Source organism: Micromonospora palomenae (assembly GCF_007829925.1).
Lineage (GTDB): Bacteria > Actinomycetota > Actinomycetes > Mycobacteriales > Micromonosporaceae > Micromonospora > Micromonospora purpureochromogenes.
The window spans coordinates 222753-248790 of record NZ_VIXA01000001.1 but is presented as its reverse complement, the minus strand read 5'-3'; the positions used below and the strand labels follow the sequence as shown (position 1 = coordinate 248790).

Annotated in this window: 28 protein-coding genes and 1 pseudogene; 13 read left to right on the top strand and 16 right to left on the bottom strand. The window is 69.9% G+C overall.

From position 1 onward, the window contains the following. Positions 1 to 118: 118 nt before the first annotated feature. Positions 119 to 646, top strand: a complete 528-nt coding sequence (locus FHX75_RS01095; protein WP_154936222.1) for a hypothetical protein — start codon at positions 119 to 121, stop codon at positions 644 to 646. A 217-nt stretch (positions 647 to 863) separates the two neighbouring features. On the opposite strand, the gene FHX75_RS01090 is transcribed toward FHX75_RS01095, so the two are convergent. Next, a complete protein-coding gene (locus tag FHX75_RS01090; RefSeq protein WP_170285264.1) occupies positions 864 to 1481 on the bottom strand; it encodes a TetR/AcrR family transcriptional regulator in 618 nt (205 codons plus the stop codon). On the opposite strand from FHX75_RS01090, the gene FHX75_RS01085 reads away from it, so the two are divergent. Continuing rightward, positions 1443 to 2750, top strand: a complete 1308-nt coding sequence (locus FHX75_RS01085) for a DmpA family aminopeptidase (RefSeq protein WP_154936220.1) — start codon at positions 1443 to 1445, stop codon at positions 2748 to 2750. The genes FHX75_RS01090 and FHX75_RS01085 overlap by 39 nt on opposite strands. Before the next feature lie 30 nt (positions 2751 to 2780). Here the strand turns inward: FHX75_RS01085 and FHX75_RS01080 are convergent, their stop codons facing one another. From FHX75_RS01080 to FHX75_RS30515, 6 genes are all read right to left on the bottom strand, one after another. Next, positions 2781 to 3296 (bottom strand): NlpC/P60 family protein, encoded by a 516-nt coding sequence (locus tag FHX75_RS01080; RefSeq protein WP_170285263.1) that lies wholly within the window; start codon positions 3294 to 3296, stop codon positions 2781 to 2783. 329 nt (positions 3297 to 3625) lie between these two features. Then, positions 3626 to 4894 (bottom strand): MFS transporter, encoded by a 1269-nt coding sequence (locus tag FHX75_RS01075; protein WP_154936218.1) that lies wholly within the window; start codon positions 4892 to 4894, stop codon positions 3626 to 3628. Beyond that, positions 4894 to 6312, bottom strand: a complete 1419-nt coding sequence (locus FHX75_RS01070; RefSeq protein ID WP_154936217.1) for an FAD-dependent oxidoreductase — start codon at positions 6310 to 6312, stop codon at positions 4894 to 4896. Before FHX75_RS01070 ends, FHX75_RS01075 begins: the two co-directional genes overlap by 1 nt. Positions 6313 to 6388: 76 nt before the next feature. Beyond that, positions 6389 to 6886, bottom strand: a complete 498-nt coding sequence (locus tag FHX75_RS01065) for a GNAT family N-acetyltransferase (RefSeq protein ID WP_154936216.1) — start codon at positions 6884 to 6886, stop codon at positions 6389 to 6391. After that, positions 6886 to 7212: an ArsR/SmtB family transcription factor gene (locus FHX75_RS01060; protein WP_154936215.1), complete on the bottom strand. Its 327-nt coding sequence runs from the start codon at positions 7210 to 7212 to the stop codon at positions 6886 to 6888. The genes FHX75_RS01065 and FHX75_RS01060 overlap by 1 nt, the downstream gene beginning before the upstream one ends. A gap of 59 nt (positions 7213 to 7271) precedes the next feature. Beyond that, positions 7272 to 7409 (bottom strand): hypothetical protein, encoded by a 138-nt coding sequence (locus FHX75_RS30515; RefSeq protein ID WP_170285262.1) that lies wholly within the window; start codon positions 7407 to 7409, stop codon positions 7272 to 7274. Positions 7410 to 7506: 97 nt separating this feature from the next. On the opposite strand from FHX75_RS30515, the gene FHX75_RS01055 reads away from it, so the two are divergent. Then, positions 7507 to 7884 carry an ArsR/SmtB family transcription factor gene (locus FHX75_RS01055; protein WP_154936214.1) on the top strand — a complete coding sequence of 126 codons (378 nt, stop codon included), beginning with the start codon at positions 7507 to 7509 and terminating at the stop codon, positions 7882 to 7884. Here FHX75_RS01055 and FHX75_RS01050 read toward each other — a convergent pair. Continuing rightward, positions 7856 to 8965 carry a flavin-containing monooxygenase gene (locus FHX75_RS01050; protein ID WP_211364282.1) on the bottom strand — a complete coding sequence of 370 codons (1110 nt, stop codon included), beginning with the start codon at positions 8963 to 8965 and terminating at the stop codon, positions 7856 to 7858. The genes FHX75_RS01055 and FHX75_RS01050 overlap by 29 nt on opposite strands. Before the next feature lie 63 nt (positions 8966 to 9028). Between FHX75_RS01050 and FHX75_RS01045 the strand changes: the two genes are divergently transcribed. From FHX75_RS01045 to FHX75_RS01010, 8 genes are all read left to right on the top strand, one after another. After that, on the top strand, positions 9029 to 9358 hold the full coding sequence (locus tag FHX75_RS01045; RefSeq protein WP_154936213.1) for an ArsR/SmtB family transcription factor: 330 nt from the start codon (positions 9029 to 9031) through the stop codon (positions 9356 to 9358). Positions 9359 to 9574: 216 nt separating this feature from the next. Continuing rightward, the gene (locus FHX75_RS01040; protein ID WP_154936212.1) at positions 9575 to 10276 is read left to right on the top strand and encodes an arsenate reductase/protein-tyrosine-phosphatase family protein; all 702 of its coding nucleotides are present in this window, start codon (positions 9575 to 9577) and stop codon (positions 10274 to 10276) included. After that, on the top strand, positions 10269 to 10931 hold the full coding sequence (locus FHX75_RS31355; protein ID WP_154936211.1) for an arsenate reductase ArsC: 663 nt from the start codon (positions 10269 to 10271) through the stop codon (positions 10929 to 10931). The genes FHX75_RS01040 and FHX75_RS31355 overlap by 8 nt, the downstream gene beginning before the upstream one ends. Before the next feature lie 59 nt (positions 10932 to 10990). Next, positions 10991 to 11737, top strand: a complete 747-nt coding sequence (locus FHX75_RS01030; RefSeq protein WP_154936210.1) for an aquaporin — start codon at positions 10991 to 10993, stop codon at positions 11735 to 11737. Beyond that, the gene (locus FHX75_RS01025) at positions 11734 to 11919 is read left to right on the top strand and encodes a hypothetical protein (RefSeq protein WP_154936209.1); all 186 of its coding nucleotides are present in this window, start codon (positions 11734 to 11736) and stop codon (positions 11917 to 11919) included. Before FHX75_RS01030 ends, FHX75_RS01025 begins: the two co-directional genes overlap by 4 nt. Continuing rightward, on the top strand, positions 11919 to 12326 hold the full coding sequence (locus tag FHX75_RS01020) for an arsenate reductase ArsC (protein WP_154936208.1): 408 nt from the start codon (positions 11919 to 11921) through the stop codon (positions 12324 to 12326). Before FHX75_RS01025 ends, FHX75_RS01020 begins: the two co-directional genes overlap by 1 nt. 254 nt (positions 12327 to 12580) lie before the next feature. After that, positions 12581 to 14323, top strand: coding sequence for a peptidoglycan recognition protein family protein (locus FHX75_RS01015; RefSeq protein ID WP_154936207.1), 1743 nt, complete (start codon positions 12581 to 12583; stop codon positions 14321 to 14323). A 267-nt stretch (positions 14324 to 14590) separates the two neighbouring features. Further along, a complete protein-coding gene (locus FHX75_RS01010) occupies positions 14591 to 15277 on the top strand; it encodes a DNA alkylation repair protein (protein WP_154936206.1) in 687 nt (228 codons plus the stop codon). A gap of 12 nt (positions 15278 to 15289) precedes the next feature. Here FHX75_RS01010 and FHX75_RS01005 read toward each other — a convergent pair whose 3' ends face one another. From FHX75_RS01005 to FHX75_RS31350, 4 genes and pseudogenes are all read right to left on the bottom strand, one after another. Then, positions 15290 to 15592, bottom strand: a complete 303-nt coding sequence (locus FHX75_RS01005; RefSeq protein WP_154936205.1) for a hypothetical protein — start codon at positions 15590 to 15592, stop codon at positions 15290 to 15292. A 125-nt stretch (positions 15593 to 15717) separates the two neighbouring features. Then, the gene (locus FHX75_RS01000) at positions 15718 to 16920 is read right to left on the bottom strand and encodes a S1 family peptidase (RefSeq protein WP_154936204.1); all 1203 of its coding nucleotides are present in this window, start codon (positions 16918 to 16920) and stop codon (positions 15718 to 15720) included. A 610-nt stretch (positions 16921 to 17530) separates the two neighbouring features. Then, complete coding sequence (locus FHX75_RS00995) at positions 17531 to 18790, bottom strand: MFS transporter (RefSeq protein WP_246157496.1); 1260 nt, start codon at positions 18788 to 18790, stop codon at positions 17531 to 17533. Positions 18791 to 19457: 667 nt separating this feature from the next. Continuing rightward, positions 19458 to 20006, bottom strand: a pseudogene (locus tag FHX75_RS31350) (GNAT family N-acetyltransferase); the annotation flags it as partial. 47 nt (positions 20007 to 20053) lie between these two features. On the opposite strand from FHX75_RS31350, the gene FHX75_RS00985 reads away from it, so the two are divergent. Next, positions 20054 to 20641 (top strand): TetR/AcrR family transcriptional regulator, encoded by a 588-nt coding sequence (locus tag FHX75_RS00985; RefSeq protein ID WP_154936202.1) that lies wholly within the window; start codon positions 20054 to 20056, stop codon positions 20639 to 20641. A gap of 87 nt (positions 20642 to 20728) precedes the next feature. Here the strand turns inward: FHX75_RS00985 and FHX75_RS00980 are convergent, their stop codons facing one another. From FHX75_RS00980 to FHX75_RS00965, 4 genes are all read right to left on the bottom strand, one after another. Continuing rightward, positions 20729 to 20962, bottom strand: a complete 234-nt coding sequence (locus FHX75_RS00980) for a type 2 periplasmic-binding domain-containing protein (RefSeq protein ID WP_246157493.1) — start codon at positions 20960 to 20962, stop codon at positions 20729 to 20731. Between the two features lie 19 nt (positions 20963 to 20981). Next, positions 20982 to 21974 carry a DMT family transporter gene (locus tag FHX75_RS00975; protein WP_246157492.1) on the bottom strand — a complete coding sequence of 331 codons (993 nt, stop codon included), beginning with the start codon at positions 21972 to 21974 and terminating at the stop codon, positions 20982 to 20984. Positions 21975 to 22354: 380 nt separating this feature from the next. After that, positions 22355 to 22747: an ester cyclase gene (locus tag FHX75_RS00970; protein WP_246157489.1), complete on the bottom strand. Its 393-nt coding sequence runs from the start codon at positions 22745 to 22747 to the stop codon at positions 22355 to 22357. Positions 22748 to 23030: 283 nt separating this feature from the next. Next, positions 23031 to 24131 (bottom strand): FUSC family protein, encoded by a 1101-nt coding sequence (locus FHX75_RS00965; RefSeq protein ID WP_154936199.1) that lies wholly within the window; start codon positions 24129 to 24131, stop codon positions 23031 to 23033. Positions 24132 to 25066: 935 nt separating this feature from the next. Here FHX75_RS00965 and FHX75_RS00960 point away from each other — a divergent pair. Beyond that, a complete protein-coding gene (locus FHX75_RS00960) occupies positions 25067 to 26032 on the top strand; it encodes a golvesin C-terminal-like domain-containing protein (protein ID WP_154936198.1) in 966 nt (321 codons plus the stop codon). Positions 26033 to 26038: the final 6 nt, after the last annotated feature.

The window sequence follows — 26038 nt, the reverse complement described above, 5'->3', positions numbered from 1 at the left end:
ATGGTGTCACTGGATTCCACGGCTGGCTGCGGATCTGCAAGGAGAACGGATCTGGCACGAAGACGCCTTCGCCGTGAGCGAGCTACGAGAGCAGGATGCGCTGTTCTACCCTCGGCGGATGCCCCAGCAGACCGTTGCCCGAATCGCCGTGGTCGGCACGGTGCTGGTCGGTGTTCTGGTGCTGTGTGGCCTCGCCATCCAGCACCTGGGCGAGCCGATCGAGAGCCCGGGCGCGCGGGCGATCGAGTGCACGGATGCCGATCATCGGTTGGCCGAGCAGCTGGCACGAGACCGGGTGCTGACCTCTCCTCCATCCGGCACCACCCTCGACCGTATCGATCAGGCCCCCTGCGGGGATGGTAGCGACGATTGGGGGCGCGTTTCGGCGGACCTCAGCTTGCCGCCAAACACCTCGATGGACCCAGTCATCGACCACTACCGCACCTTGCTGGCGGCCGGTGATTGGCGGATCGTGCCGGGTCCGGAACCGGCAGATCAGTTGTGCGCGGACCGGGCGACGAGCGGGCAAGACGTCCGTCTACTTCTGGTGTTCGGGCGATTTCCTCCAGGCCCACAAACGTACGGCAAGATTGAGATTGAGATCAGTTTTGTGCCAGGCGGGGAGGATCTTCGCTGCTACAGCTGAGGGTTGCCCCAGCTAGGGATCCGGGGCGGCTGGGGCCATCTGCGGGCCGGTAACCGTAGCCCGCAGCGGGCGCGAGCGGGCGCGAGAAGCAACCCGGCGAGCGGCCGGTCTTAGGCGTTTCGGGCATCACGACCAGTTGAGCGCGCGCACACGTCTTGGCGGGGACGGCGCCCCACACCGTGAGCGCCTGTGCTCACGGCACCAGGCGCTCGTCGAGTTACGTGGGGCGGACCGACGGCGCGAGTTGGGTGTTGGTCGCATAGCTGGCATAGCCGATGAGGTACTGGCGCGCCTGGTCACGGGTGACCGTGGTGCCGGCGATGATGTGATAGCCGTAGGCGTCCTGGAGGGCGACGAGGTTTCGGGCCGCCTCCGCCGCGGGCAGCGCGAGCGTGAACTGGCCGTCGCGGCTGCCCTCGGTGAGGATTTGTTCGTAGAGCTGCACCTGCCGGTCGTACAGGGTGCGACGCAGACCGGCGTCGCTGGGTCGCCGGCGCGCCTGGGGTGAGAATTCGTAGAGCAGACAGCACAGCTCATCGTCCGGACCGCTCGGCAGGCCGGTGTCGATTGCAGCCAGCAGTTTCGCCGCGGGGTCCTGCGCCAGTGCGGCGGCCTGCGCCCGTTGGCGGTGGAAACGGTCGACGGCCTCCTCGTAAACCTGCTGGAAGAGGCCGTCGAGCTGCCGGTAGTAGTAGGTCACGGTGCCTGGGGACGTTCCGGCGGCCTCGGCGATGTCGCGGATGCGGACGTTGGCCAGGCCGTGGGTGATGATGGCGCGTCGCGCCGCTGCCGCCAGATGTGCACGCTGCTGGTCCTGCAGCTTCGGGCGGGCCATGGCTCCCCCAGCCTTCATCGAGCGGTCCATGGACGAGCGTCACGCTACCAAGAAGACACCGGGCGGTGTAGGCGACCAGTATTGTTCGTCGTCGCGTACGGAGAATCCCTTGCGACGGAGGTGCCGGTGTCGGAAGACCACCAACGGAGCCGGTCGGTGAAGCCGGGCGCTCGCGAGCTCGGGCTCCCGCTGCCCGGTGTGCCCGGAACGAACAACGCCATCACCGATGTGCCGGGTGTGGAGGTCGGTGCGGTCACTCTGGTCGAGGGCACCGGAGCGCTCACGGTGGGCGTCGGTCCGGTCCGCACCGGCGTGACGGTGATCCTGCCTCGGGGCCGAGCGGGGGTCGGGTCGGCGTGCGCGGCAGGAACGTCGGTGCTCAACGGCAACGGGGAGATGACCGGAGCGGCATTCATCGAGGAAGCGGGCCTGCTGGACCTTCCCGTGGTGCTGACCAACTCACATGCGGTCGGCGCCGGGCACCGCGGTGTCATCGACTGGGTGGTCGCCAACGTCCCGCGGCGGGCCGATCGGTGGATGTTGCCGGTGGTGGCCGAGACTTACGACGGCTATCTCAACGACATCAATGGCGAGCATGTGCGGGCGGCTACGGTCGTGCGAGCGATCGAGGAGGCGGCTGGCGGGCCGGTGGCGCAGGGTTCGGTCGGCGGGGGTACCGGAATGTGCTGCTACGGCTTCAAGGGTGGCACCGGAACGGCCTCGCGGCTGGTCACCCTGGCGGACACGAGCTACACGGTCGGCGTACTGGTGCAGGCCAACTTCGGTGCCCGAGAGGAACTGGTCGTAGTCGGGGTACCGGTGGGCCGGGCGCTGCCGGGCGAGGACCCCCGCGCCGGCGCGTCGGTGCCGGCCGGCGCGGGATCGGTCATCGCCGTGGTGGCGACCGACGCACCACTGCTTCCCGGCCAGTGCAAGGCGCTGTCACGGCGAGTGCCGCTCGGCTTGGCCCGCACCGGCACCAGCGGGTCGCACTTCTCCGGCGACCTCTTCCTCACCTTCTCCACCGGGAACGAAGGTGGGCTGGGCGCGGACTATCCGCAGCCCGGGACGGAACGCCTGGACACACTCACCTACGTGCCCTGGGGGTTCATCGACCGGTTCTTCGACGCGGTGGTGCAGGCCGTCGAGGAGGCGGTGCTCAACGCGTTGTTCGTCAACGACGAGATGAGCGGCCGTGACGGTCACCGGATGCCCGCCCTGCCGGTCGAACAGGTGCTGGACCTGGTGCGGGCCGGCCGGCGACCGTAGTCGATTGCCGGCCCGCACTTCAAGGTTCTGTCAGTAGCCGTTGGGCGTGAGGACGTCGACGAAGATCGGGTCGGGTTCGGTGCCGCCGAGGGTGATGGAGTCGTACTTCACGTAGCCGTAGTAGGCGTTGGCGTCGATGGCCTGGTTGTTGCCGACGTAGACGCCGGTGTGGTCGAGGTCGCCGCCGTAGCGGATGCCGTCGTTGGGGTCGGTGTCCCAGAAGATCAGGTCGCCAGGTCGGGGGGCGGTCGTGCGGCGACCCTGGTTGATCTGTCCCTGTAGCCAGTAGTTGAGCTGCAGGCCACGACCGGTGGCGGCGTAGGTGCCGTCCCAGATGGCATGCCGGTTGAGGCACTCGCAGTCCACCGCTGCCTTTCCGCACGTCCATCCGTAGGCCAGGCGGTAGGGGGTCCCGAGGTACGCCTTTGCTGCGTTGACCACGCTCGCGCGCACTCCCGCCGCCTGTGCCGCGCCTGCGGCGAGGAATGTTGATCCTGCCGTCGCCAGGGTCGCGGTCACGCCCACCGCCACGACGCGACGGGCCAACCGCCTCATGCTCGCACTCATAGCCGTGCCTCTTCCTGTCGCCGAGCACGAACACCGCCGTGCTGGGCGGTAGTTAATCGTCTCGAACAGCAAAGAATAGATGAGTGTAACTGTCAAGGGGATGAGGCCAGGATGGACAGTCGTCGCGCCCGGCTGGCTGGCGAGCCACTACGGCGGCGTGCTACCGCGCTTGTCCTGCCAAGAAGGGTCCCTATTGTGCTCCGAAAGTTGGGATCCTGGCCCCGCCCTGGCCGCGTGCTACTACCCCGACCGCGTCGACTGGGGTGAGGGTCGGGTCGACCCACCCCGAGTGGGTCACACATCCAGCCTCAGGTGTGAGCAGTGGAGGGTTGTGGCGCAGGAATCTTCGCTCGGGTGGTGATGCCGACGGCGGCGAGTACGCAGCTGATGGCGACGGCGGTGAGCAGCGGTAGGTATCCGCCGGCGGTGTGCAGGAGGATCGCGGCCGCGAGGGGCGCGGTGGCTTTGGCGATGGTGACGGGGGCGGCGAGTCGTCCGGCGATGGTGGCGTAGGCGGTGGTGCCGTAGCGGTCGGCGAGCAGGGCGGGGGTGGCGAGGCTGGTGATGCCGAAGCCGAGTCCGAAGCCGACGACGGTGATGACGGCGCCGGCGCGGGTGCCGGCGAGCAGCGGTATCGCGAGGACAGCGCCGGCCTGGGTGGCGAAGACGGCGGCCACGATGGTGGTGATGGGCAGCCGTCGGCGGGCGCCGGTGAGGATGAGTCTGCCGGTGACCGACAGGACGCCGAGCAGGCCGGTGGCGGTGGCGGCGAAGGTGGCGGGGTGGCCGCGGCTGGTCAGGTAGCCGACGAGGTGAACGGTCATGGTGCTTGTCGCCGCACCCTGGGCGATGAAGGTACCGGCCAGGATCCAGAACCTGGCATCGCGCATCGCGGCCTTGATGATCGCACGCCGCTGGGCGGGATCCGGTGGTGTCGGCCCGGCAAGGGCCGTCGTCACCGACGACGGGCGCCGGCGGATGGTGAGCGCGTGCAGGGGCACGGTGATCACGCCGTGGATGACGGCGAGGACGAGCAGCGCACCGCGCCAGCCGAGGTGTTCGGCCAGCAGGCCGGTCAGCGGCATGAAGATGGTGCTGGCGAACCCGGCCACGATCGTGACAGCCAACAGGGCGGTGGCGCGTCGGTCCGGGGTGAACCAGGAAACGATGACGGCGAAGGCGGGCTCGTAGAGCACCATCGCGCCGGTGATCCCGATGCCGATCATGACGGCGTAGAGCTGGGCGATGGTGTGAACCTGCGACCAGGCCACGAGCAGGGCGGTGGCGGTGATCGAACCGGCGGTCATGAGCGCGCGTCCGCCGTGGTGGTCGAGCCACCGTCCCACCGGGATGGCCATGACCGCGCCAGCGAGGACCGAGGCGGTCAGCGCGCCGGTCACGGCGGTGGTGGACACGTCGAGGGCGACGGCCATCGGGCGCAGCAGGACGGCGTAGGCGTAGTAGAGGGTGCCGTAGCCGACGGTGGACGTGATGGCGAGGGCGGCGACGATTCGCCAGCCGTGGGCGTGGTGCCCGCCGACCGTGGGGTCGGCGGGCACCGTCGTGGTGGTGGGCATCAGCTGCCGCAGCAGCCACCGGTCTGGCCGCCTGCGGGGGCAGCGTCGAGGGTGACCAGGTTCAGCGGCGCGGACAGCAGGCCACCGGTGATGCCGGTGGCGAGCCCGCGCGCTGCCGGTTCGCCGGTCGGGGTCGGCCCGCAGCAGCTGTCGCCGGTTGCGGAGTCGGCAGGGTTGCTGTTGCAGACGCCGGTTTCGGGCAGGTCGAGCTGGACGTCGCGGGCGGCCTCCCAGTCGCCGGCGAGGGCGGCGACGACGGAGCGGATCTGCTCGTAGCCGGTGGCCATGAGGAACGTCGGCGCGCGGCCGTAGCTCTTCATACCCACTGCGTAGTAGCCGACCTCCGGGTGGGACAGCTCGTCAACGCCGTGCGGGGGGACGGTGCCGCAGGAGTGCTCGTTGGGGTCGATCAGCGGGGCGAGGGCCCGGGTGGCGTCCATGACGGGGTCGAGGTCCAGGCGCAGCTCGGAGGCGATCGAGTGGTCCGGGCGGAAGCCGGTGGCCGCGACGATGCGGTCCACGGTGATCGACTCCTCGCCGCCGTCGGCGTGGCGCACGAGCACCTCCACCCGGCCGTCGGTCGGGGTGAGGGTGTGCACGGAGAAGCCGGTGAGCAGCCGGATCCGGCCGGCGTCGACGTGCGCGCGCAGTCGGGAGCCGAGCGCGCCGCGCGCCGGAAGGGCGTCGGCGTCTCCGCCGCCGTAGGTGCGCGCCGGGGAGGCGGTCCGGATCGCCCAGGTCACCTGCGTGCCCGCCTCGCCGGCGGCCAGTTCCGCCAGGGACAGCAGGGTGTTGGCCGCCGAGTGGCCGGCGCCCACGACCAGGGTGTGCCGGCCGGCGAACCGGTCCCGGTCGGTGTCGAGCACGTCCGGCAGCGCGTGCTCCAGGAACGCGGCGACGGTGGCCTCGCCGCGGGCGGGCAGGCCGGAGGCGCCGAGAACGTTGGGGGTGCCCCAGGTGCCGGAGGCGTCGATCACCGCCCGGGCCAGGACCTCGTCACCGTCGGCGAGGCGGATCAGGAACGGCGTGTGCTCGCGGCCGGCGGTGCGCAGCCGGTCCAGGCCGAGGCGGCTGATCGCCTCTACCCGCGCGCCGTAGCGCAGGTGTGGCTTGAGCTGCGGCAGTTCGGCCAGGGGCTGGAGGTAGTCGGCGGCGAGTTCCGCGCCGGTGGGCAGTGCCTCGAGGTCGGGGGCGACCCAGCCGGCGTCGTCCAGGAGGCGGCGGGCAGCGGGGTCAATGTTGTATCGCCACGGGGAGAACACCCGCACGTGTCCCCATTGCCGTACGGCGGCGCCGGCGTAGTCGCCGGCTTCCAGGACGGTGAAGGCGATGCCGCGTTCGTGCAGGTTCGCGGCGGCGGCCAGCCCCACCGGGCCGGCGCCGATGACCACAACGGGAAGGTTGTCCAGGGCCCTCATCGGGTGACTCCTCTGTGTAGAGATCTGTCGAATCAAATAGGTGGACGGCGGCCCGCGCCCTCCGGGCCGGTGCCGGTCAGGTGATGGCGGGACTACGGCGCTCCAGCAGGACGACGTCCCGCCAGCGGCCGTGGTGCCGCCCGACCCGCTCACGCACGCCGATGACGCGGAACCCGGCGCGCTCGTGCACGGCGAGGCTGGCGGTGTTCTCCGGGAAGACACCGGACTGGATCGTCCAGATGCCGGCGGCCTCGGTGGAAGCGATCAGGGTCTGCAGCAGCAGCCGGGCGACGCCCCGGCCCTGCGCGGCCGGGGCCACGTAGACGGAGTGCTCCACCACCCCTGCGTAGACCGCCCGATTCGAGGTCGCCGAGACCGCAATCCAGCCGAGCAGGACGTCGCCGCCGTCGACGGCCACGAAGCGGTGCTCGGGCAGCTTCGCGACGTCGAACGCCGCCCAGGTCGGCGCGGTGGTCTCGAAGCTGGCGTTGCCGGCGTCGAGTCCGGCCTGGTAGATCGCCAGGACCCGGTCGGCGTCACCGGCGCCCATGGCACGGACGGTGATGTCGACCATCAGCACATTCCGTTCGGACTGGGGGCGGGCCGGCCCATGACGACATCGGCGGCGGAGGGAAAGCAGCCGACACACGCGTCGTTGATCCGGTAGTGGCGGGCCGTTCCGGCCGGCTCCACCAGCACGAACCGCACCTCGGTGAGGATCTTGAGGTGCTGTGAGACGGTGGACTGTGCCAACCCGACCGCCGCGACGATCTCCCCCACGCTCATCGGCCGGGCATGGCGGGCCAGGTACTCCACGATCTGCACCCGGGTCGGGTCCGCCAGGGCCCGGAACCACGACGCATACGTCTGCGCCGTCGTCCGATCCAGCAGCTCGTCCACCGCCAACCCCTTAATCGTTTATCGCCGATAGGCGATAAAGCGTAACAGCTCCTCGTCGGCTACCGCTGGCACATGGCCGCAAATGCGGCGGTGCGGGCGGCGTCGTAGCGGCGCTGAGCTCGCTGCTCGGTGGTGGTGACCTCGGCGCAGGAGTCGCAGAACCGCACGCCAGCCGCCGGAGACTTCGGCCTGCGCATGAATCCGAACATGGCGTTCCCCTTCCCCAGACGTCTGTCTTGACATCCGTCGAAGTAGAGACTTGCACGTTGATTAGATAGATGTCAACCTAGGAGCATGTCGAAGCAAGCGGCGCCTCTCACCCTCGTCGACCTGACCGCCGACACCCCCTGCTGCCCTCCCCTGGCGGAGCGGCGCGTACCGGCCGAGACCGCCGCGGTGCTTGCGCCCGCGTTCAAAGCCCTCGGCGACCCGGTACGGCTGCGGCTGATGTCGATGATCGCTTCAGCCGAGGGCGGGGAGGCCTGCGTCTGCGACCTCACCCCCGCCTTTGATCTCACCGGCCCGACGATCTCGCATCACCTCAAGACGCTGCGCGAAGCAGGGCTGGTCGACGCCGAGCGTCGGGGCACCTGGGTGTACTACCGGGCCCGGCCGGCCATCCTGCGCCAGCTCGCCGCGCTGCTCACCGTCGAACCGGCAGCCGCTCGGTAAGCCACCGCCGGCGCGGCGTTGCGCCGGACACACGCTCGGCCAAGGCGGCGACGACGCAAGCGGCGTCGCGGCCGACCCCGCGCAGGGTGTTCGACGAGAACGAGCGCTGGAACTCCAACCCCAGGTAGACCAGCCCGGGGTGGGTGGTGGAGACGCCGGCCACCTGCCGCGGCATCCCGCGCTCCAAGGTCCCGAGCGGGGCGAGATAGTCGAGATTCGGGCGGTAGCCGGTAGCGAAGATCACCGCGTCAACCACCTCAGAGCTGCCGTCGGCCCAGACGACCCCGTCAGGAGTGAAGGCGGTGAACATCTCCCGGCGGGCCAAAAGTCCGGAGGCGATGGCCTCGCGGTAGACGCCGGTGTCGAGCAGCGCAGCGTGGCGGACGAGGCGAGTCAGCACCGCCCGTGGGAGCCGGTCCGTGCCGGTGACGTGGAGCCAGTGGTGCAGGTCCCGTCCGCGGATGCGCTGGGGCACGAACTGGATCGGCGCCCTGGTGGCCAGCGTGACGTTCGCGTGCGACGCCAGTTCGTGGGCGACCTGGACGGCCGAGTTGCCGGCGCCGACGACGATGACCCGCTTGCCGGCGTACGGCTCGGGCCGGCGGTAGTGCGCGACGTGGCGCACCTGGCCGGCGTAGTTCTCCCGACCGGGAAGTAGCGGAAGATGCGGGTTGCCGAAGGAGCCACTGGCGGCGATGACACCCGCCGCAGGGATCTCGTCACCGGTGTCCGTGCTAACCATGTACCCGGTGCCTGGGCGCGGGTGCACGGCGGTGACGCGGACGCTGGTGCGGATGTTGGCATCCAGGCTGCCGGCGTAGCGGCGCAGGTAAGCGACAACCTCGTCGCGGGTGGGGTGGCGGTCGGGGTCGGCACCGCCGAACGCCATGCCGGGCAGCGCACTGTATCGGGCCGGGGAGAACAGAGTGAGGCTGTCGTAGTAGTCGGGCCAGGACCCGACCGTGTCGACGCCCGCGTGCAGAACGACGGGGCGCAGGCCAACGGAGAGCGCGGCGCGGGCGGCGGCGAGGCCCGACTGGCCGCCGCCGACGATGATCACGGGTTCGGACGAGGTGGTCACCACACCATCATATTGTCATTTTGTTGAATGACAATATGACGATGCTGCGGAAAGGTGGGAAGCATGGATGAGCCAGAGCCGGCCGCGGTCGCGCCCAGCGCCGGACTGCCCGGGCTGGCGCTGGACACGCAGGAGTTTCTCAAGGCGTTGGGCAGCCCGACGCGACAGCGGATCATGTTGCTGTTCGCGGGAGGTGCCGAGCTGTCGGTCGGGGAAGTGGCCGAACGCGCGGGGATCAGTCAGGCCACGGCGTCACAACAGCTGACCCTGCTGCGCCGCGGGCGCATGGTGACGTCGCGGCGCGACGGGAAGACCGTGTACTACCGGGCCGACCGCGACGGGGCGGTCGCGGCGTTGGCCGAACTGCAGTCGTACCTCAAGACCTGCTGCTGACCGCGGCCCTTTGGGCAGAGCCGGCAACGCAGCCCCCTGCCCACCAACTGGGCGCCTTTTTGGGCGAGTTGGGCGCGCACGAGCTGGCCGACCGGTTTCAGGAGTGGCCCTCACCCGACTGCTCCTTCCGCCCGGCCGGGCGCGCTGTGGGCAACCACCTGGCCGCTGGCTTCTTCCGCTTGACGTTCATCCAGTTACTCAGTAATCATTGAGTCAATGGCTACTGAGCTTGTCTCTCTGCAGGGGCGCGCCCGGATTCACGCCGCGCTCGGCGACCCGGCGCGGCTGGCGATCGTGGACGCGCTCACCCTGGGTGACGCTTCCCCTGGCGAGATCGCCTCGGACCTGGGGATGCCGACGAATCTGGTGGCCCATCACGTCAAGGTCCTCACCGAGGCCGGCCTGGTGGTCCGCGGCCGGTCGGAGGGAGACCGTCGTCGTACCTACCTGCGGTTGCGACCGGCGGCCCTGGCGACACTGACCCCGGCGCCGCTGGCCGGGGTCGGTCGGGTGGTGTTCGTCTGCACCCGCAACTCCGCCCGCTCGCAGCTCGCCGCCGCCATCTGGTCCGACCGCGCCCACACCTCGGCGGCGTCCGCGGGGACGAAGCCCGCAGACCGGGTTCATCCTCGTGCTGTGGCTGTGGCTCAACGACACGGGCTGGAGCTGAACCCGACCGGCACCTCTCACGTCGCGGACATCGTGCGCGATGACGACCTCGTCATCGCCGTTTGCGACAACGCCCACGAGGAACTCACCGGACCGGTCCGGCCTCGGCTGCACTGGTCAGTGCCCGACCCGGTCCGGCTGGACACCGATGCCGCGTTCGAGGCGGCGTTCGCCGACCTGGCCGCACGCGTCGACCGGGTCGCCCCCGTCGTCACCCCCGCCATGAGTTCGGGAGATCGCCATGACTGACACCAGCGCGTATTTGCGCGAGGACCTCTCCGTCGACCAGCAGCTCGCCCTGCGCACCGCCGCCACCCGCCTCGCGGCCGAGTTCGACGGCACCTACGGCACTGAGACGGTGCAACGGTTCCTGCACGCCAGCTACGACCAGTTCGCCACCGTTGGCAGCGTCCCCAACTACCTGCCGCTGCTCGCCGAGCGCTTCGCCCGCCAGCGCCTGCAGGCCCTGGCCCGCGTCGAGGGGCACCACCGTGACGGCCGGCCCGTCGCCCTGTTCCTGTGCACCCACAACGCCGGCCGCTCCCAGATGGCGCTGGGCTTTTTCACCCACCTCGCCGGCGAGCAGGCGGTGGCCTGGTCCGGTGGCAGCGAACCCGGCATCGAGGTCAACCCCGCAGCGGTCGCGGCGATGACCGAACGCGGCATCGACATCTCCGAGGAGTTCCCCAAGCCCTGGACCGACGAGGTCGTCCGCGCCGCGGACGTGGTCGTCACCATGGGCTGCGGCGACGCGTGTCCGGTCTTCCCCGGCACCCGCTACGAGAACTGGGACCTTGACGACCCTGCTGGCCTGAGCCTTGCCGAGGTCCGGCCGATCCGCGACGAGATCGAACGCCGCGTCCGCCGGCTCCTCGACGAGCTGCACGTCCCCGTCAGCCGATAACCCTCATTCCCGGCCGAAAAGCGGCTCGGGACCTCACTGCAACGGGAGAGTACACACTGATGACCATCGCACTTTGGCGGCGCCTGCTGGCAGAGTTCACCGGCACCGCCCTGCTGGTCACCGCCGTGGTCGGCTCCGGCATCATGGCCACCACGCTCTCCCCCGGCGACGTCGGCCTCCAACTGCTGGAGAACTCGATCGCCACCGCCTTCGCCCTCGGCGCGCTGATCCTGATCTTCGGACCGGTTTCCGGGGCCCACTTCAACCCGGTCGTCTCCGCCGCCGACTGGTTCCTCGGCCGCCGCGCCGGCACCGGACTGACCGGCCGGGACCTCGGCGGATACGTCGCCGCCCAGGTCGCCGGAGCGATCGGCGGGTCGATCCTGGCGAACCTGATGTTCGACCTGGCCGCCGTCGACTTCTCCGCCAAGGACCGCACCGCCGGGCACCTCTGGCTCGGCGAGGTCGTCGCCACCACCGGCCTGATCCTGCTGATCTTCGCCCTGGCCCGCTCCGGGCGCGCCCCCGTCGCCCCCGCCGCGGTCGGCGCCTACATCGGCGCCGCGTACTGGTTCACCTCGTCGACCTCGTTCGCCAACCCGGCGGTCACGATCGGGCGCGCCTTCACCGACACCTTCGCCGGCATCGCCCCCGCGTCCGTGCCCGGCTTCATCATCGCCCAGATCGTCGGCCTCGCCGTGGGCATCGGTCTCCTGGCCGCGCTCTACCCCGACGCCGGGCAGGCCGCAGACCAGGTGGTCGTGCCTACCGACGAGCGCGACCGGGCGCTCGACCACCGCCCATGAGCACCAACCCGGCGCACGGTGGCGCGGACAACTCGTATCGCGCCCTGGTCAATCCGCCGCGTCCGGCCGGCCGTTACCGGCTGCCCGACCGCAACAACGACCCTGACCGGTCCCCGCCCACAGCCCACTCGGAGGCGCCGGTGAACCGGCCCTGCGACCCGTACTGCAAGGAAGGCTCCTGATGTCCGACAAGCCCAGCGTCCTGTTCGTGTGCGTGCACAACGCCGGCCGCTCCCAGATGGCCGCCGGCTGGCTGCGCCACCTCGGCGGCGACACCGTCGAGGTTCGCTCCGCCGGCTCCGCTCCCGCCGAGACGGTCAACCCCGCCGCCGTGCAGGCCATGCTGGAGGTCGGCATCGACATCACCGACCAGACCCCCAAGCTCCTCGAGTACGCCACGGCCGAATCCTCGGACGTCATCGTGACCATGGGCTGCGGCGACGCCTGCCCGATCTTCCCCGGCAAGCGGTACGAGGACTGGAAGCTCGAGGACCCGGCCGGCAAGGGCATCGAGGCCGTGCGCCCCATCCGCGACGAGATCCGCAGCCGGGTGGAGCAGCTGCTCACCGAGCTGCGCCGCACCGCCTGATCCCATCCCCCTCGCCGCCCGCCGACCGCGTCGGCGGGCGGCTGCACAGTGAGCAGAAGCCTCTCGTGTCCGACCGTACAGCTTGATCATCATCGGCTCCGGATACACCGCCTGACAGTCCAAAGTGAAGCGAATCCAGGGCAGCCTGACGGGCGAGGAGATGGTTTGCGGTTGCATCGCCAGCTTGAGCGAGTAACGCTCCGGACATTACCGGCGCTGAGCCCTCCGGTAGATCATTACGGAGGGACTCAGCTGTGAGATTAACGGGGATCCGCTGGAGCCGCCGGACGGCCGGCGTCGGGGCCGCGCTGGTGGCCACCGCCGTGGCCGGAACGGCCGGCCTGGTCGCGGTCGGCCTCGACGAGCACGGGGCCGAGTGGGCAGCCGCGGACGGGCCGGTCACCACGGCGCTGCACACCGTGGATTTCCCGGCCGCCGACGACCGGGAGGTGGCCATCCCGCAGCGGAAGACCGACCGCTTCGCCATGGTCGGGGTGACCTGGGCGAACCCGAAGGTCGATTTCGAGGGCAGCATCTCCGTCCGGACCCGGGCGATCGGCGGCGGCTGGTCGGGCTGGCTGCCGCTGGATCTGGACAACCACTTCGGACCGGAACCGGGTGCCGAGGCGACCTCCGGAAAGGCGCGCGGCGGCACGGACCCGCTGTGGGTCGGTCCCTCCGACGCAGTCGAGGTGCGCGCCAGAACCGCTGGCGGCAACGGCAGCAAGGGGCTGCCCGCCGGGCTGCGCCTGGAGCTTGTCGACCCGGGCCAGCCGAAGCGCCGCAAGGCCACCGCAGCCGGCGCCGCGCAGATCCGTCCCGAACGCCTCCAGCCGGTCGCCGCGGTGCAGGCACTCGAACCCACCTCCACCGACCCGGCACCGACCGACACCACGACGACCGAGCCGGCGCCGACCGACACCACGACAACCGCGCCCGCGCCCACCGACACCGCCACCACGACGGCGCCGGCCGAAACCACCGCCCCAGCGCCGGCCGACACCACCGCGCCCGCGCCGACCACCACCTCCGCGCCGGCGCCCACCACCAGCTCACCCACCGTGTCGCCCAGCCCTAGCACGCCCCCGAACCCGATCCCCGCGCCGAAGGTGGTCACCCGCGCGGGGTGGAAGGCCGACGAGTCGATCGTGCTGGACCCACCGTCGTACGGGACCACGGTCAATGCGTTCTTCGTGCACCACACCGCCGGCACCAGCACCTACAGCTGCACCGACTCGGCCGCCATCGTCCGCAGCATCGAGGTCTACCACGTCAAGAGCAACGGCTGGAACGACATCGGCTACAACTTCCTGGTCGACAAGTGCGGCGTGGTCTTCGAGGGCCGCAAGGGCGGCATCGACAAGCCGGTGACCGGGGCGCACACCTACGGCTTCAACACGAACACCGCCGCGATCGCCGTGCTCGGGACGTACATCACCTCCGGCGCGCCCACCGTCGTCCAGGACGCCGTCGCGCACGTCGCGGCATACAAGCTCGGCCAGTACGGCAACGACCCGTACGGCAAGGTGTCCCTGGTGTCCGCGGTCAACGGCAAGTACGACCTCGGTGAGTCCGTGGTGATGAACCGCATCTCCGGTCACCGCGACGCGGTGGCGACGGAGTGCCCGGGTGACTCGCTCTACGCCCAGCTGAGCGGAATCCGGACCAGGGCGGCCAAGGTTTCCGGGCTGGCACTCGCCGGCCTCACCGGTCGCAAGTCCGGCACCACCTACCACACCCGGGGCACGGTTACCGCCTCCTGGTCGGTGGGCACGGCGAGTTACCTCATCAACAGCTTCGAGGTGCTGGTGGACGGGAAGCTGGTGCTCACCACGGCGGGCACCGCCCGCTCCGCCACGGTCACGGTCACGCCCGGCGCACACACGTTGCAGATCCGTGCCGTGCACCGCCTGGGGTGGGCCGACACCACCACCGCACAGTCCGTCATCGGCGACGCCGCCCAGCCGACCATTGGGACGCAAAGGAAGACTCGCTGACCGACGCGTGGGCGACGGTGGCGACGACTCGGCACCGGTACGCCGGCTCAGGCACGCGCGTCGGGCGCGAGAGGTGAGGTGGCCAACTCCCCAAGATCAGGGGGCCGCCCGACACCGCCCCGCTCGCTCCCAGGTGGCGCCAGAGAACTACTGCGAATTGGTGACGACGAGGGATTTCGGGTCGGTGGCTGTCGCCGAACCGGCATGTACGACAGAGGCCGACTTCCGTCGTAGGCTGCATCTCGCACGTGATGGACGGGAGGTCCAGTGGCCGAGACGACGCCGACCGAGGCGATGGTGGCCGAGGTGATGGCCGAGCTGGCCGCGCTCGAGGACCCGAAGATACGCGAGGTGAACGAGAGACACGGTGACGATCACGGTGTGAACCTCAGCAAGCTGCGCGCGGTCGCGAAGCGGCTGAAGACGCAGCAGGAACTCGCGTGCCAGCTCTGGAAGACAGGTGACACCGCGGCGAGACTGCTGGCGACCCTGATCTGCCGCCCAAAGGCGTTCGAGCGTGCCGAGTTGGACGCCATGTTGCGCGAGGCGCGCACACCCAAGGTGCACGACTGGCTCGTGAACTACGTGGTGAAGAAGAACCCGCACGCCGAAGAGCTGCGCCTGGCCTGGTCCGCCGATCCGGATCCAGTGGTCGCGAGTGCCGGCTGGGCGCTGACCACCGAACGCGTGGCGAAGAAGCCCGAGGGCCTCGACCTCGCAGGGCTGCTCGACGTCATCGAAGCGGAGATGAAAGACGCCCCGGATCGCCTGCAGTGGGCGATGAACCACTGCCTGGCTCAGATCGGGATCGAGCACGCCGAGCACCGCGCCCGCGCACTCGAGATCGGTGAGCGCCTGGAGGTGCTCAAGGACTACCCGACTCCCCCGGGCTGCACGTCCCCGTTCGCGCCCATCTGGATCACCGAGATGGTGCGCCGACAGCACGACAAGTAGGAAGGTTCGCGCTCACACTCGTGCCGCTACTTCGGTAACTGCGGGCGCTGTCAGCTCGCCCATGCCGTCGGGATGCAGACCAGTGACCTCGCCCAGGTCGCCTCCCTCGCCGACGTCGCACGCACCGTCGACGAGATGCTCGCCGACCTCGAAGCGCACCCAACCGGCAGTGGGACCGCAACCGTCACGGTCGACCCGCCGCAGGGCCGGGCCCGGTTCCGCTGCCGACGCGCCATCCGTGCTGCCGGCGCGCTGCACCCGGTGGGACGGATCGCGCAGGCGAATGCGCTCGCCGCATTCGCGGCCTTCCTGCATGGGACGACTCCCAACGGTGGAGGCGCTCGGGGCGTCAGCGGCGTGGGCCGGCCCGTACGGACCGGCCCACACTACTTCGATCACTGATTGGCGCCGACCCGTTGTGGCTGGGCGCCGGATACGCGTCAGCCCTGGATGAGCGAGGCGCCGTGGTAGGTGAGCGACCCGATCTGCGCGTCACCCACCGGCCGCAGCAGCGGGGCGTACCAGACGGTGCTGGAGCCGTTGGCGACGACGCCGGGGCAGACCGCCGTGCCGGTCACCCCGGCGGAGACGGTGCCGCGAGCGTCGACCCGCCCATCGGAGCGGTACGAGTACACCGGCCCGCCGCTGTCGCCCGGGGCGGCGGCGCAGGCCCCGGCGGTGACGTGGTTGGCCTGCGTCACGGGCCCGATCACGTAGCCGACGTTGATGAACTGGTTGACGACGCTGACCCGGATGCTGCAGTGCTCACCGCTCGAGGCGCCGCCGGTGCAGACGTAGTTGCCGACGTAGTCCGATACCGCCCCGCCGACCCCGATGCTGGTGGCAGCGTTGTACGGTCCGGTGTAGATCCGGCCGCCGGCCGCGACCCTGATCATCAGGGTGTCCCGCGGGTTGTTGTCGTTGATGATCGGCCCCATGGTGTTGGTGGGGCCACCACCGTCGTACGCGACCTGACCGTTCGACCCGCAGTGCCCGGCGCTGAGGATCTGGCGGGCGTCGTTCCAGTACACCCCGAAGCCGGTGCTGCATCCACCACTGGCGTAGTACCGCGCGCCACCCCAGTACGGGGCGAAGTCGTTCTGGCGATTCAGCAGCGTCGGACGCGATGCGGTGCTCAGGCTGAGCGGCAGCCGCGCGGTACGCAGGACGTCCTGCTTACCCGCCGCCGGCGCCTTGCCGGTGACGGTCACCGCGAGCCCGCTGCCGTCGACCTTGGCCGACACCGAGACAGCACGCGGGTCCGCGGCGAGCCGCTGCGCCTCGGCGACCATCTCGCGCTGGTGGAACCGGGCCGGCTTGAACTTGACCGGTACGGCGAGCCGCTTGGCCAGGTCACGGACGGATCCGGGCACCTGCCCCTTCCAGTAGACGGTGAGCTTGCGGTCTTCCGGCGCGGCGACCACGCCGGCGAAGCCGTCGCCGCGGGCGGCCATGATCTCGTCGGCGGCCGAGTTGAGCCGCTCCTGCACGGAGAACAGCTCACGCCAGCTGGAGAACCCGCCCGGCACGGCCTCGGCCGGCTGGGCCGACGGGGTGACCGGCTTGCCGTCGGCCACTGCCGGGGTTCCGATCGCGCCGGTGGCGACGATCGCGGCGGCCAACGCGAAGATGGTACGGCGCATGACCGTGCCCCCGCGTCCGCCCGATCTCATTCGACTCATGGGGATTTACCTCCTGAAGTGAGAGCCGCCGGGGCAACAATTCCCCGGTCGGATTCAAATTCTGGAGCGATGAATCCCATTCACAAGGCTCCTGCCACCAAGCAGACTCAGCCATTTACCCGAGCGGACCGCCGTGCGAACATTGTCGATTCCGCAGACTCACCAAATGCAAATCCGCACTATTTTCAGGAAATCATCTCGCACCCGGTCGGGCAAGCCACCTGGCCGTCGGCCACCGCAGCTGACCAGGGAAGAGACGTTCATCCGACGGAACCGCCGCCCCCCATGCGAGCATGACTCCGCAAGGCTGAAAACCCCTCGAGTAAGCGTCGAACGACGCACGATTCCTTGCCTCTTCGAGTCGGGCCCCAGATTTCCATCGGCTTTTCGGAGCCGGCGCTCCAACTCTTGCAACGCCGCCTCGATCGACCCCCGGCACCATGTCAAATGCCCGACATTCCGCCACGCCCGCCAACGACGGAAAGAAAGGTTTGATGCTTGAGTTCGTTCGATCCTGCGCACTGCGGGTCAGGCCGGCGACAACCCGCAACTGATGGCCCTGCTGGACGCGTCAACGAGCCTGGACCTGGCCGGCCCGCAAACGCCCGGACGGCTCAGCGCCGTCCGGCACGGCGAAGCGGATCACGAGTGGACCACGGCGTCCCAGCGCCCACACGGTGAGCGCGAAGCAGCAGAGCGCCATTCCCGTGATCGTGACCGCTGTCCAGCCGCCCGCGGACCAGAGCGTGGTCGCGGCGGCGGAGCCGATAGCAGCGCCGATGAAGTTGCCGGTGGCTAGCGCCGTGTTGAGCCGGCTGCGGGCCTCGTGGGAGAGGGCGAACAGCCGCGCCCGGTTGAGGAGGGCCTGCGTCTGGAGGGCAACATCGATCATGACGATCACGATGATGATAAGTACGACGGACCGGCCGGCGAACGCCGCGACGACGAAGGCGCCGAGGGCCAGTACCCAGGCCGCGCCGGTGGCCGGAAGCGACCAACCGCGGTCGTGCAGACGACCGCCGTGCAGGCCGGAAAGGACACCAGCGAGGCCAGCCAACCCGAACAACCCGATCACCGCTACCGGGTACCGGAACGGTGGGCCGCTGAGCAGGAACGTCAGCGCCGTCCAGAACAGCGAGAACGCGGCGAACCCCGTGGCGGCCAGGATCAGCGTCCATCGGGCCGCCCGCTCGCGCATGACCACCGCGCCGACCGAGGCGATGAGCTGCGGGTATGGCATGCGCGTCCGCGGTGCCAGCGGTGGAATCGCGCGGTAGAGCAGGACCGCGAGCAGGACGGCGGCGACCGCGGCGAGGGCGAAGGTCGTACGCCACCCGGCGGCGCCGGCGACGAACCCGCTGATCGTGCGGGAGGCCAAGATACCGGTGAGGGTCCCGGACCCGACGGCGCCGACGATCCGACCGCGGTGGGCGTCGCCGGCCAGGTCCCCGGCGAGCGGTGTGAGGACCTGCCCGGAAATCGTCGTCACGCCGAGCACGCCCAGTGCGAGGAGGAGTACGCCGATCGACGGCGCCAGCGCGCACAGCAGCAGTGCGGCGGCCGAGGTCAGCAGCATCACCGGGACGAACCGGCGGCGGTCCAGGACGTCGCCGAGCGGCACGAGCAGCAGCACGCCGACGGCGTACCCGACCTGCGTCGCGGTGACGAGCCAGCCGGCCGTCGCGGTCGCGGCGCGTAGATCGCCTGCGATGAAGCTGAGCAGCGGCTGCGCCCAGTACAGGTTGGCGATGGCCGCTCCCGCCGCCAACGCGAACAGGAACGTCAGCCGGCGGCTCATCTCCGACGGCGGTGCCATGCGGGGTGCTGCCACCCTGCCACGCTAAGGCGCGGGATCAACGCGTGGAGCCCAGCGAGGGCCTGAGCGTGGCAGGGCCGCATCCGCCGGGATGTCCAGATCTCTCCCGGCACCCTTCAGGCGTGCCCGGACAGGTCGACACGGCGTGTGATGGCGGGGCGGATGGTCCGGCGCTGAAGGAGGTCGTCGTGGCCGCGCTCGGGCCGGCTCAAGCACTTGTCGTGGCGGGCCTGAGGGTGGGCTCGTCGTCCCAGGCCAGCGAGCTCATTTTCCAGCCCGATAGGGTCTTGACGAACTGGGTCGTCTTCATGCCCCGGCCCTCGAACCACTCACCGTTGAGGTAGCCGGACTTGCGGTACTCGCTGAACCGGTGGGCGATCGAGCCGTAGATCTCGGTGGTCTCCGACGTCTCCCACTCCCGGAACTCGGTCAGCGTCCCGTCGGTGAGGATCTTCTCCCGCGGTTCGACGAACTGGCGCAGATCGTAGATGACGGGGGTCCCGCCAACGTTCGTGATGATCATCCCTTCGGGGACGAACACCTCGTAGATCGCCTCGACGTTCGGCCTGGTGCCGCCAGGGTTGGCGAAGGCGCCCAGGAAGGTGGCCATCAGGCCTTCGATTTCGGCCTTCAGGTCAGAGGACTCGATGCTCCTGGGAGTGAGAGGGTCCGGTCGGCCGGCGCGGCGGCCCCGCCACTCGTCGGCCAGCACGGACCAGATGTCGAGGTCGATCCGTCCGCCCGCGTCGTGCCGGAAGACCTGACGTAGTGTTCCGTCGCGGCTCATTCCCAGCCGCTGCGCGACCGCGATGCTGCGCTCGTTGCGCGGGTTGGTGCGCCACTCGACGCGGACGATGCCGCGTTCGTCGACGGCCCAGTCGATGATCTGCTGTGTTGCGCGGGTGATCAGCCCGCGGCCCTGCGCGCCGGGCTCCAGCCAGCAGCCCGCTTCACAGACGCCGAGCGCCGCATCGAAGGAGACGAACATGACGCCGCCGACCAGCACGCCGTCCAGCCAGATGCCCCAGATGCCGCCGCCATCCTGAGCCCGCTTGTCCGCGAAACGCTGCAGGACCTGGCGAGCCTCGCCGAGGTCGCGTGCGACGAACGAGGGCGACACCCACGGCACGATGTGCTCGCGCGCCCGGTCCATGTGGGCGAGGAACTCCTCGGCCTGCCACGGATCCAGCGGGCGCAGCACGGCCGAGTCGGTGAGGGGCAGCGCGAACATCACAACCTCCGTACGTAACAAACGTTTGGCATGTAAGCTAGCAGACCATGAGCCCCGCACGCACCGACCATGACTCCCGCCGCCAGGACGTCTCCGAGGCGGTCTGGCAGGTCCTGGCCGAGCACGGCTTCGGCGGCCTCACCATGCGCGCCGTAGCGGCGGCCCTCGGGTCCTCGACCGGACTGGTCACCCATTACTTCGCCGGCAAGCGCGAACTCATCGCCCACGCCCTGGACATCCTCGAGGCACGCACCGCGCAGCGCCCACGCCAAGCCGCTCCCGCACCCGGACTGGCGGCGCTGCGCACGCAGATGCTCAACATCCTCCCGCTGACCCCCGACGCAGCGGCGATGAACCGGATCTGGGTCGGCTCCTGGGACGTCGCCCTGTCCGAGCCAGACCTGTTCGCCGCCCAGAGCCTCCGCTACGAACGCATCCGCGCAGGCCTGCGCGCCTGCATCGAGGACGCTCAACGGCTGGGCGAACTGCCCGACGGCGACTCAGCCCAGCTCGCGACGACGGTACTCTCGTTCACCCACGGGCTGGTGGTTCAGGCGCTGTTCGACCCCGAGCGGCTACCAGCCGCGACGCAGACCCAACTCGTCGACGACTTCCTCGCAGCGCTCACCCGCTGAACCTCGACGATTCACTGCCCCCGCAACCTGGTCCACTGTGGTCCGCGGACGGGACGCGGGGCCGACGCGCGCCGCATCCGCGTGCCGCTATGTCTTCTCCACACCTGAAGACACGGCCGGGGTCACCGCCCGCCCGGCGGCCATGAGCGCGGTCACCGTGACCGCGACGGCCGGCGAGGCTCCGGTCCGGTAGGCGCGGTGCATCGCCGAGAGGTGCCGGCCGCCAAGCGCGGACAGGCTGGTGGCCGCGACACCGGCAGGCAGGCCGCCGGCGAGCGCGAGCGCCGGTACGAACGCCGCCCCGAGGCCCGCCGTGACCATCTCGCCGAGGCGGGCAAGCTCAGCAAGGTCGAAGCCATGGCGAACCCCGGGGGCCCGGGCAGGCATTCTTGGTAATCCCAACCCGGGCCCCGACGGCTAGCGATGCGAGTGACGGGTGTGGAGCAGGATGGCCGTGGCGAGCAGCCCGGCGCCGATGAAACCGGGCGGGGCTGAGACGGTCGCCGAGGATCCAGGTCGCCAGGACCGTTCCGACGAGTGGTTCCAGCAACGCCATCAGCGCTGCGGTACCAGCCGAGGTGGTACGCAGCCCTCGGAAGTACAGGGTGTACGCCACAGCGGTGGGCGCGGTGCCCAGGAAGAGCAGTAGCCCGACGGAGGCCCAGCCCGGGGTGAAGCTCATGCCTGATGTCTCGGCGGTGAGCGGGGCGAGCGTGGCTGCGCCGATGGTGAAGCCGAACCCGGTCGCGGCGAGGTCGTCGAGGCCGGGAACGGGTCGGGCGCTGACGAAGGTCATGGTGGCGAAGCCGCCTGCCGAGAGCAGCGCCAGTGCGGCTCCGGCCAGCACGCCCGAGGTGCTGTGACCGCTGGACGGTGCGCCGACGAGCAGGGCCAGGCCGGTGACGGCCAGCGCCACTGTCGCGAGGATCGGCAGGCTGATCCGGCGCCGCCCGGTGATCCATTCGGCGATCAGGACCAGGACGGGTGATGCGCCGATGGTGAGCAGGGTGGCGACGCTGACCGTGTTGAGTGATACCGCGGCGAAGAAGCAGGCCTGGAAGACGGCGGCGAGGATGCCGAGCACGGTGATCCGGATCCAGGCGTGCCGGCCGCGCGGCAGCGGCCGTCGGGTCAGCACTAGCGGGACGACGATGAGGGTGCCACCGATGGCAAGCCGGTACGCGGCTACTGCCAGCGGTGACAACCCCGTTTCGAGGGCGAGCAGGCTGCCGGAGGGACCACCGGTGCCCCACAGCACGCCTGCGGATATGAGCAACCACAGGCCGGTGGTGAAGCGTCGAGCGGCGGTCACCGGGTGTTCGGAGACAAGCATGAAGGAATCGCTCCTGCGACGAGAAGGAATGAGGTCGCGGAGCGGGACGTGCCGGACTCAACGATGCGTGAACCGCGCGTTCAGCCCGCACAACGGCTGGACGCGATGAGCAGGGCCGCCCCGCTCAGGAGCGCGGCGGCGCGATGATGTCGAAGGTCCAGCGCATGATCCGATCCTATTGGCCACCCGGCAGCGGCGCCATCTCGTATCGGGCGGTGCCCAGCCTCGCAGCGGCGTCCGACTCGGGATGGACGTGGTACGCCAGCCACCTCGCAGAGCACCCGCAGTGCCGCCCCGATGCAGTTCGGGTAACAGCCTGGCGCACGCTCAGCTCGCCGGTCGACGCCGAGGCGGCGAAGGGGGGTGACCGAGCGGTGCGTTCAGGTCGCCAACTGTGCGTGCAGGCCCCAGCGGTCGATCTGGATCCAGTATTCGCAGATCAGCCCGTCGACGACCCGGTACACGGCGCTGGTCACCTGGACGACCGGTCGCCCGGTGGGCGCGATGCCATTGACCTGCCCGATGTGGTGGCCATGCTGGGTCCAGCGGGCGTACACCTTGTCCCCGGACCCGAACAGCTCGTCCACCCGCAGGTCGAACGTTCCGTAAGCGTCGATCATCTCCTGCACGTGCTCCGCGTACTGCTGTGGGGTTCGGTTCACGACCGCGGGGTCCTCGGCCTGAACCTGATGCGCGGTCACCACAGGCGCCATCAGATGACCAGCCCGGCTGGGATCGGCGCCCGAGCGGACGACACGCAGGAACTCGCTCACCACGGCGACAGGATCATGAGCCACCTCGACAGGTTCCCCGTCCCCGCTGGTCCATGTCCCCGTGGGACGTCAAAATGCGAGGCCGTTCACACTCCGCACGGCGCGCGTAACATCAACTCCGGATCGTGCTCGCTGGGGCGACGGCCTTGCGTGGCATGTCGGGGCCATCATTGACGGCGGAGGAGTTGGTTCAGCAGGAGTAGGCGCGCTGCTCCGCAGCTGCGAGGACTGTGGGATCAATTCCCGCTGACCACAGCTCCCCTGCCGGCCATGCGAGCGGCCTCTACTCATTCGAGCGTCCACCGGGCCGGACAGATTCTTTGCCGTCTTGGACTGCTGTCCGTACTTCTTGATTCGCCGGTGTCGGCTCGCAGCCGGTAGCTCGGAGCAAGTTGCTCGCGATGGCGCGTAGTTGGGCCACCACGGCGTCTCCGAAGTCGTCCACTCCCAGGGCTCGGGCTCGGCCAGCCTGGTGCGCGGCGTCGCGTATCTTCTGGCGGGTTCTCTCGGGCGGGCGCCCGGCACGGTGCTCACGGCGCAGCAGCTCGACCGCGTCGGCGAGGTGGCCGACGCCGACGGACAGGTCGGGAGGGATCGACTCGTTGTACTCCAGCGCCATCGCTGACTGGCGGGCCAGCCCCCGGCTGTGTTCGATGACTCGTTCCAGGTGAACGGTCCCGTGCGCGAAGCGTTCCACGTCCTGGCGGCGCCACCAGCGAGCGGGCGCCAGGCTGACCACCTCTTCGGCGCCGCTGAGCGCTTGGTGCATCCGATCGAGGTCAGGTCCCATGCCGCGTAGCGTTTCCAGCGCTCGGACCGCCCGCTGCTGATCGCGTGTTGCCAGCGCTGCGGAAACCTCCCTCAGCTGACCGGCGAGGCATCGGAAGACCGGGGCTGCATCGCGGTCGAGGATCCGCATCGGGTTTATCGGTAGCAGCAACGCGACCACCAGAAGGCCGACGATGCCGCCGACCATCGCGTCGACGATCCGCGGCCATTCAAGGTCCTGCTGGGCCGGAGACAGGGTCGCGAGTAGCACCGCCGTACCACCGGCCTGCCCCACGGCTGCCCCACTGCGCCCGAACAGCACGAGCGTGGCCAGAATGGCGCAACCGACGACGAACCCAGTCTGCCAGAACCCGGTGCCCAGAAACATCAGCAGGAAGTCAGTGGTGGCGATACCCAGTCCGACTCCAATGAGCAGTTCGACGGTGCGGTGGGCACGCTGGCCGAGCGCGGCGACGATCGTACCCACCGCGGCGGAAGGCGCGAAGACCGGCGAAGGGTTGCCCAGCACATCGTGCCCGATCAACCAGGCCAGAGCGGCGGCGAGTCCAGCCTGCACCGAGATCACCAGGGCGACTTCAAACTGATGCAGCCGCAACCGGCCCGCCTGGCCACCTCGACCTCGAATCCGAGCCGCAGTGCCCTTCACACGCTCAGCACCACGATCTGCCCGCGGCCGGTCAATGCCTGACCGGGGATCATCAGGACTCACTGAACACTCGTACTCCGCACAGGCCGTTGGCCCCAGCTTGCGACCGTTGTCTCACCGCCGACGCGGCCTGACGGGCCTTCCATCGCGGCGCCGGTGGGCGAGAAGGTCTCGCACCACAGGGATCCGCCGAGGAGGGTTCCGTCGGCGCTGAGCAGGTTGCCGAGGGTGCAAGACGCCGCGGGCCCGGCGGCCCGAGCAGCATCATCCGCAACCGCCTCATAGAAGCCCAAAGACCGACCACGCCTCCGATCAGGAGAGCGCCACGCAGCGTCCACCGAGCCAGCCGGCCTGGACACCGAAACAACAGGCACCTCCGATGGAACGCCTTCGTTCACCCCCAAGCCTGTGATTGTCCCCGGAGTGACCGTCCAGGCACCCTCCGACACACCGCGGAGTCGACGTCACCGCCCAGCGCAACCCAGGTGCCGAGGCGACGGGCCGCCGTCGGCGGACACGGCGTCGGCGATCCCGACCGGCACGTTCGGCGGCTGCCGGCCCTGCGGCACCGGGCGGCGGAACTGCCAGCTGGGGTCTGACCCCGATGCCAAATTCTTTCAGCCGCAACGTGGACAGTGAAGGGTATCGACATAGATGGTTGTAACGATATAGCCTGCCCGTCATCGCGATCCTCAGTCGGCCCCCCTCTGCCACACCTCAAGGAGCGCCATGGCAACAGCACGATCAATCCGTCTGCGGCGTCGAGGCGTGCTCGGCATTCCAGCACTGCTGACCGCCTCCGCCCTGACCGCCGCCGTCCGACCGGCCCCGGCGGACGCCGCACCCAAGGTCGAATGCCTCGCCGATCTGCTCGGACGGCCCTGATGGCGACCATCCCCTGGCTGGTGGACGTCCTGCGGGCCGCTGGCGTTCAGGTCGTCGTCGAAGGCGACTGGCTCAACCGAATGCGTCCCGGCTCCTTCGACCCCATCGGCGTCCTGTGGCACCACACCGCGGCAACCTCCAGCGCCAGCAACCCGCACCCGGCACTCAACATCTGCATCAACGGCCGCTCCGACCTGCCCGGGCCGCTCTGCCAGGCCCTCGTCGACTACCACGGGGTCTTCCACGTCATCTCGGCCGGCCGATGCAACCATGCCGGCACCAGCGGCGGCAGCGGGCCGATCCCCGCCGGCGACGGAAACACCCTGATGATCGGTTGGGAGATCGACTACAACGGGGTGAACCAGGAGATGACCGCCGCGCAGTACAACGCGTCGATCGCCGCCACCGCCGCCGTGCTCACCCGGCTCGGCAGGGACGCCAGCTACGCCCGGGGCCACCGGGAGACGAGCACCACCGGCAAGATCGACCCGTCCTTCATCGACCTGAACGTGATGCGGGCCGACGTCGCCGCGAAGATGGCCGGCGGCGGGACGGCATGGAGTTCGGTGGTGGACAACGCCACCGCGGGCCGGTTCACTGCCAGCGCCAACTGGGGTGTCTCCACGTTCTCCGGGCAGCGCTACGGGGCGGACTACCGCTACGCGGACCCCGTCGCCGCCAGCGACGCCGCCTGGTACAAGTTCAACGTCCCGGCGGCAGGCAACTACCGCGTCGACGCCTGGTGGCCGGCCAACTCCGGCTACAACGGCGCGGCCCCGTACATCGTCGCCACCACCACCGGCAACCGGACGGTCTACGTGGACCAGCGGGCAACCGGTGGGCAGTGGCGCTCCCTGGGCACGTTCGCGCTCCCGGCGGGCGATGCCAACCGGGTGGCCGTGAGCCGGTGGAGTTCGGCCAGCGGCCTGATCATCGCCGACGCCGTACGACTAACCCGGATCTGACCCGGC